The sequence below is a fragment of the Microbacterium sp. Bi128 genome (assembly GCF_918698205.1).
Map to the genome: position 1 here is coordinate 1 of NZ_CAKKMM010000243.1, position 6,015 is coordinate 6,015.

Consider the following 6,015-nt stretch of genomic DNA (forward strand, 5'->3'; position numbering starts at 1 on the left):
AAGCGCAGCGGATCCATCACCGCTACCGGGCGGGCGCCCATGGAGATGATGTCGCGGACAATGCCGCCGATGCCGGTTGCGGCGCCCTGGTAGGGCTCCACGAACGACGGCGAGTTGTGGGACTCAATCTTGAACGTCACGGCCCAGCCGTCGCCCAGGTTGGTGACACCGGCGTTTTCGCCGATTCCCACGAGCATGTCCTTCTTCATTTCCTCGGTCACCTTGTCGCCGAACTGGCGCAGGTGGTTCTTCGAGGACTTGTAGGAGCAGTGTTCGCTCCACATCACCGAGTACATGGCCAGTTCCGCGCCGGTGGGGCGGCGGCCCAGGACCTTGACGACCTCGTCGAACTCGTTCTGCTTCAGGCCCAGTTCGGCCCAGGGGAGTTCGGTGTCCGGGGTCTTGGCCGCGTTCTCGACGGTGTCGATGTTGAACTTCCGGGCGGTCTCCGCGGGTGCCGCCACTGCGGGTGTCTCCGTCATTTGTTGTCTCCCACGATCTTGTTCAGGACAGAGGTGAAGAACCCGAGGCCCTCGGTGCCGGAGCCGAGCTCGGGACCGAAGCCGGCCTCCACGGCGTGCTCGGGGTGCGGCATGAGGCCCACCACGTTGCCCGCGGCGTTGGAAATGCCGGCGATGTCGCGCCGGGAGCCGTTCGGGTTGAAGCCGGCGTAGCGGAACACAACGCGGCCTTCGGCCTCGAGCGCGTCCAGGGTCTTTTCGTCGGCGATGTACTGGCCGTCCTGGTTCTTCAGCGGCACGGTGATTTCCTGGCCGGCGGCGTAGTCCCCGGTCCAGGCGGTGGTGTTGTTCTCCACGCGCAGGACCTGGTCGCGGCACATGAACTTCAGGTGGTCGTTCTTGATCATGGAACCGGGCAGCAGGTGCGACTCGGTCAGGATCTGGAAGCCGTTGCAGATGCCCAGCACGGGCAGCTTGGCCTCGGAATTGGCGGCGTCGATGATTCTGGACATCAGCGGCGCGAAGCGGGCGATCGCGCCGGCGCGGAGGTAATCGCCGTACGAGAACCCGCCGGGAATCACGACGGCGTCAACGTCACCCAGGGTGGTGCCGGCGTGCCAGAGCTCCACCGGGGTGGCGCCGGCCAGACGGACCGCACGGGCGGCGTCGCGGTCGTCGAGGGTGCCGGGGAAGGTGACGACGCCGATCTTCGCACCAGCGAGCCTGGGGGTGGCGGCGACGGCGACGGCCTCGCCGATCAGGGGGAGTTCAGTCATTTCAGGCCTCAACGACCTCGACGTTGACGACGTCCTCGATGACCGGGTTGGACAGCAGGGTCTCCGCGGCGTCGCGGGCCTGGGCCAGGATCTCCTCGGTCACCTCGCCGTCGACCGTGAGTTCAAAGCGCTTGCCCTGGCGGACAGAGCTGAAAGCGGTGAAGCCCAGCCGGGGCAGAGCACCGACGATGGCCTTCCCCTGCGGGTCCAGAATCTCGGGCTTGGGCATGACGTCGACAACGATCCGGGGCATCCGGTAACTCCTGTGCGTGAGCGTTGGGTAAGGGCGCAGCGGAGTGGTGCCGTCTCACGCCGATCCGCTGTGTGTTGGACTGGTGAATACAGCGTGAAAGGGCGCTCCGCGAGCTTGCATGCCCATTCTACCGGCCACCGTGCGTCCGGCCGTATTCGGGCGGGGAGTGTGAACGCGGCCTCCCCGGCAGGTCCTTGAGCTGGGGAGATGGCGTCGCGGGGGCGGCTGCGCCCTATGGTCGGGGCTGCCGCGGGTCAGTAGGATGTGCGCATGGCTGAGAAACCGAAATCCGTGGTGTTGTCTGTTGTGGCCGTCGCAGTGTTCGCCGGGCTGGGCCGGATGGTTCTGCAGAAGATCAAGGCTGACCGTGCGGCGAAGGCGACCAAGGTGGCCGGCCCCCTGGATGAGAAGACCCGCGCATGGATCAGCGACGTGGTCCGGACTCCCCGAAAATAGGCCGGCGGATCACGAGCGGGCCGGCGGCGGGCCCGAAGATCGTAAGTCGTCGCGGCCTCCGGCGCTGAGCCGGCGCATGCTGGCGTAGGCACTGTGCCCGCCGGAGTCCAATCGACGCAGTTCAGCATCCTCGCCATCGCATCGTGTCGTATTGCGTGACAAATTTTAAATACCTCCTTGTGGTCTATGTCATATCTCGCTCTCGGTCTGTACTGTATGAATCGGCTGGTATCCGTGGGGGCGGGCCGGGCGACCGCCCGGTGAGTTCCCGCCAGTCCGTTGGGCCCGGCGTTGGAGTCGGGCCGTTCCTTTACGAAAGGTTCAAACACTCGTGACATCACCAGGAAAGAGCTTCCTTCGAAGCGGGGGACTCCGGAGGGCCGCGGCACTGACCCTGGGCTTGCCGGTTCTTCTGTCCAGCATCGCGATCGCCCCCGCCAATGCGGCCCCGGCGCAAGGCCCGGGCGTAGCCGGCGTCGCACAGAAGAATATTGATCCGAACAACTACAAGGACGGCCGCTACATAGTGGTCATGGCGGAGAAGCCTTCCGCGACTTACGACGGCGGGACGGCCGGCCTGCCGGCCACCAAGCCTGCCTCCGGCAAGAAACTGGATGCCACCAAGGCCGAAGTCAAGCAGTACAAGGCCCACCTGGAACAGAAGCAGGCCCAGGTGGCCGGCCAGCAGGGCGTCAAGATGCAGCGCCAGTTCACCGCAGCCCTCAACGGCTTCAGCGCCAAGCTGACCGCGGACCAGGCCGTGAAACTGGCCCGGGACCCGTCGGTCCTCGTCGTCGCGCCGGACACGGAGAACGCACCCGATTACTCCACCGCCGACTTCCTGAAGCTCAGCGGGCCCAAGGGCACGTGGAACACCAAGTTCGGCGGCCAGGACTCGGCCGGCAAGGGCGTCGTGGTCGGCGTTATTGACACCGGCTACACCCCCTCCAGCGCCTACTTTGCCGGCCAGGAGGTCAAGCCCCTCACCGGAAATCCCGTCGTCGGCGTGCCGTACCGCACCCCGGACGGCAAGATCGCGATGCTCAAAGCGGACGGCGAAACCTTCAAGGGCGAATGCCAGGTCGGCACCGACTTCGACGGCACCGCCTGCAACTCCAAGGTCCTGAGCGCCCGCTACTTTGGCGAAGACTTCGCGGCCACTGTCCCGCCGGAAGACTGGGCTCCGGGCGAACGGCTGTCCCCGGTCGACGCCGCCAGCCACGGAACCCACACCGCCAGCACGGCTGCCGGCAACGCCAATGTCGAGGCCATGGTTGACGGCCGGAGCTTCGGCCAGACCAGCGGCATCGCGCCGGCCGCCAAGCTCTCCGTTTACAAGGTCTGCTGGGAAGACAACGATCCCAACTCCGGTGGGTGCTACTCGTCCGCGTCCGTCGAGGCCATCAACAAGGCCATCGAGGACGGCGTGGACGTCCTGAACTACTCCATCTCCGGCGCCACGGATACCACCACCGATCCGGTCTCCCTGGCATTCCTGTCCGCCGCCTCGGCCGGGATCTTCGTCGCGGTCTCCGCCGGCAACTCCGGCCCGACCGCCAGCACCGTCAACCACGGCGCGCCCTGGCTGACCACGGTCGCGGCCACCAGCTTCTCGCAGGAACTGCAGGGCACGGTCGAGTTCTCCGACGGCAGCAAATACCGCGGCGCCAGCATCATGAACGGCCAGGTTTCCAATGCCGGCGTCGTGCTGGCAGCCAACGCAGGAGCCGCCGGGAAAGCCAGCCCGAATCTGTGCGGCCCCGATTCGCTGGACCCGGCCAAAATCACCGGCAAGGTTGTGGTCTGTGACCGCGGCGTCGTGGACCGCGTCGCAAAGAGCGCCGAAGTCAAGCGCGGAGGCGGCGTCGGCATGATCCTCGTCAACCTGTCCGTCTCCTCACTGGACACGGACAAACACTCAGTCCCCACCGTCCACGTGAACCCGCCCGCCACCGAAGCCATCAAGGCCAAGGTCACGGCCAATCCGGCCATCACGGTTTCCCTGGTCAACAAGGACACCACCGGGCTGCCCCTCGAGGCGCAGCCGCAGATCGCCGGGTTCTCTTCCCGTGGCCCGCTGCTCGCTGAAGGCTCCGACCTCCTCAAGCCCGACGTCGCGGCGCCCGGCGTGGCCGTGCTGGCCGGCGTTTCGCCGATCGGCACCGGAGGCGACAACTTCGGTTTCCTTTCCGGCACCTCAATGGCCTCCCCGCACGTAGCCGGCTTCGGCGCGCTGATCCTGGCCATGAAGCCCACGTGGTCCCCGGCGGCGGTCAAATCCGCGATGATGACCACCACTAGCGACGTCAAGAACGCCGACGGATCCAAGAACACCGATGTCTTTGCCACCGGCGCAGGCCAGGTGGACCCGGCCCGCGTGCTGGATCCGGGCCTCGTCTACGACGCCAGCGAGGCAGACTACCTGGAGTTCATCCACGGAACCACCAAGGCGCGGGACATGAACCTGCCCTCCTTCGCCCTCGGCAACCTGGCCGGGAAGATCGAGGTCACCCGCACGCTGACCGCCCTGACCCCGGGGGTCTACAAGGCCCAGTTCAACGTTCCCGGCATCAAGGTCAGCGTGACCCCGGCTGTTCTGAACTTCCGCGCCGCCGGCGAGAAGCGCACGTTCAAGGTCTCCTTTGAGAACCAGGGCGCGCCCCTTGGCAAGTTCGCGACCGGTTCGCTGACCTGGCAGGGCGCCAATAAGAATGTGGCGTCGCCGATCGCGGTCCGTCCGCAGTCGGTCGTGGCCTTGTCCGACGTCGCCTTCACCTCCGAGGGTGGCAGCGGTTCCGGTGCCATCAAGGTGGTCTCCGGCACGAACGCGCCGACCAACATGACCCTCGACGGTCTTTCGAAGGCCGACTCCACGGCCGTCGAGCTCGTCCCGGGTCCGTTCACCGGCGGCCCGGATGCCTCCAACGTAGTCAAGGACGTCACAGTCGTGGCCGGCTCCCCGCTGGCCAAGTTCTCGGTCATTTCCGCGGATCCGAAGGCTGACTTCGACATGTACGTCATGACCCCGAACGGTCCGCTGACGGTCGCGACGTCGTCGGCCAGCGAATCGGTGTCCATCCCCAACCCGACCCCGGGTAAGTACACGATCTACGCCAACCTGTACGCCAGCCCGAACAACCAGGCCACCAAGGCCTCGGTCGACGCCGCCGTGCTCGGCAAGGTCGAGGGCAAGGCCTCGCTGAGCCCGAACCCGCTCCGGCTCGCCAACGGCAAGGCCGGCAAGGTCACGCTGAGCTGGGATGGGCTTCAGGTCGGTTCGTACATCGGCCGGGTCACCTTCGCCGGTGCCAGCGATCCCACGTTCGTCTCAGTCCTGGTGACCCCGGCCGGGACCGTTGTGGTCCCGCCGACCTCCGAGGACCAGGATTCCAATGACGGTCCGGGTGACGACGCCGATGGCGACAACTCCCACAAGGACAAGAAGGACAAGGGCAAGAAGGAGAAGGAGGAGCAGGGCAAGATGCAGAACAGCGATCAGTCCTTCGCCCCGAACTACGCCATCTAGGCGACGCCATTTAGGCAGAAGCAGCACCAAAATACGGCATCGGCCGGCGGCTCACACCGCCGGCCGTTGCCGTTTAATCCGCCGGGGGCGGAGCCGGGAGAGCCGAGGGCCGGGAAAGGTCGGGGCGGACCCGGTCCCGGGCCGGCCGGCGGAGCCGGGAGAGCCCAGGGGCCGCGGGCGTCCGTGCCGTGAAGGCTCAGATTGCCCCGGTGGATCCCGCAACCCCGCCCAGCAGCGGCGCCATCGCCCGCCAGCGGGCGATCTCGCAGCCATCGGTGCGGCTGAACGTGCTGTGGACCTCCCGGCCCAGGAACCAGCCGGTCACCACGGCGACCTGCGGACCCCCGTACTGCTGCGTGCACATCTTCGGCGGCCCCGGCTTGGGAAAGAAGATCGCCTCGCCGTGCTGCGTGACCGCCGCGAGGGCGGCCGCCGAATCCGGCAGCGTGGACGCCGGGGCGACGCTGCCGCCGTCGACCGCCAGTCGGAAGGTGTACTCCGGCGCTTCCGGGGCCTCCGTCAGCCGGACGGTGAGATCGATCT

At 66.9% G+C, this 6,015-nt stretch carries 6 protein-coding genes; 2 read left to right on the forward strand and 4 right to left on the reverse strand.

Annotated features, from left to right (window positions below):
• The 3 genes from LQV45_RS15935 to purS all read right to left on the reverse strand — a co-directional run.
• A partial coding sequence (locus tag LQV45_RS15935; RefSeq protein ID WP_230007881.1) for an AIR synthase related protein occupies positions 1-482 on the reverse strand: 482 nt, incomplete at its 3' end.
• Positions 479-1,237 (reverse strand): phosphoribosylformylglycinamidine synthase subunit PurQ, encoded by a 759-nt coding sequence (gene purQ / locus LQV45_RS15940; RefSeq protein WP_230007882.1) that lies wholly within the window; start codon positions 1,235-1,237, stop codon positions 479-481. The genes LQV45_RS15935 and purQ, both read right to left, overlap by 4 nt.
• A 1-nt stretch (position 1,238) precedes the next feature.
• Positions 1,239-1,490 (reverse strand): phosphoribosylformylglycinamidine synthase subunit PurS, encoded by a 252-nt coding sequence (purS, locus tag LQV45_RS15945; protein WP_018776110.1) that lies wholly within the window; start codon positions 1,488-1,490, stop codon positions 1,239-1,241.
• A gap of 270 nt (positions 1,491-1,760) precedes the next feature.
• Between purS and LQV45_RS15950 the strand changes: the two genes are divergently transcribed.
• Together LQV45_RS15950 and LQV45_RS15955 are read left to right on the forward strand one after the other, a co-directional pair.
• On the forward strand, positions 1,761-1,946 hold the full coding sequence (locus LQV45_RS15950) for a hypothetical protein (protein ID WP_028278002.1): 186 nt from the start codon (positions 1,761-1,763) through the stop codon (positions 1,944-1,946).
• A gap of 388 nt (positions 1,947-2,334) precedes the next feature.
• Positions 2,335-5,472, forward strand: coding sequence for a S8 family peptidase (locus LQV45_RS15955; protein WP_230007884.1), 3,138 nt, complete (start codon positions 2,335-2,337; stop codon positions 5,470-5,472).
• A gap of 196 nt (positions 5,473-5,668) precedes the next feature.
• Here the strand turns inward: LQV45_RS15955 and LQV45_RS15960 are convergent, their stop codons facing one another.
• Entirely contained in the window at positions 5,669-6,013 is a 345-nt protein-coding gene (locus tag LQV45_RS15960) for a serine protease inhibitor (protein ID WP_230007883.1), read from the reverse strand.
• Positions 6,014-6,015: the final 2 nt, after the last annotated feature.